Raw genomic sequence first — 705 nt, 5'->3', positions numbered from 1 at the left:
CTTCGGCGTTGTAAGGTTAAGCCTCACGGTTCATTAGTATCGGTTAGCTCAACGCATCGCTGCGCTTACACACCCGACCTATCAACGTCGTAGTCTTCAACGTTCCTTCAGGAGACTTAAAGTCTCAGGGAGAACTCATCTCGGGGCAAGTTTCGTGCTTAGATGCTTTCAGCACTTATCTCTTCCGCATTTAGCTACCGGGCAGTGCCATTGGCATGACAACCCGAACACCAGTGATGCGTCCACTCCGGTCCTCTCGTACTAGGAGCAGCCCCCCTCAATTCTCCAGCGCCCACGGCAGATAGGGACCGAACTGTCTCACGACGTTCTAAACCCAGCTCGCGTACCACTTTAAATGGCGAACAGCCATACCCTTGGGACCTACTTCAGCCCCAGGATGTGATGAGCCGACATCGAGGTGCCAAACACCGCCGTCGATATGAACTCTTGGGCGGTATCAGCCTGTTATCCCCGGAGTACCTTTTATCCGTTGAGCGATGGCCCTTCCATTCAGAACCACCGGATCACTATGACCTGCTTTCGCACCTGCTCGAGCCGTCACTCTCGCAGTCAAGCTAGCTTATGCCATTGCACTAACCTCCTGATGTCCGACCAGGATTAGCTAACCTTCGTGCTCCTCCGTTACTCTTTGGGAGGAGACCGCCCCAGTCAAACTACCCACCAGACACTGTCCGCAACCCGGAT

1 rRNA gene is annotated in these 705 nt (G+C 54.2%); it reads right to left on the bottom strand.

Annotated elements, in window-relative coordinates:
* Positions 1-12: 12 nt before the first annotated feature.
* Positions 13-705: ribosomal RNA gene (locus QLG09_RS22360) — 23S ribosomal RNA — on the bottom strand; the annotation flags it as partial.

This window comes from Enterobacter sp. V89_11 (assembly GCF_029967775.1).
In the GTDB taxonomy this organism is placed as follows: domain Bacteria; phylum Pseudomonadota; class Gammaproteobacteria; order Enterobacterales; family Enterobacteriaceae; genus Enterobacter; species Enterobacter ludwigii.
This window is presented reverse-complemented; position numbering and strand designations above follow the sequence as displayed.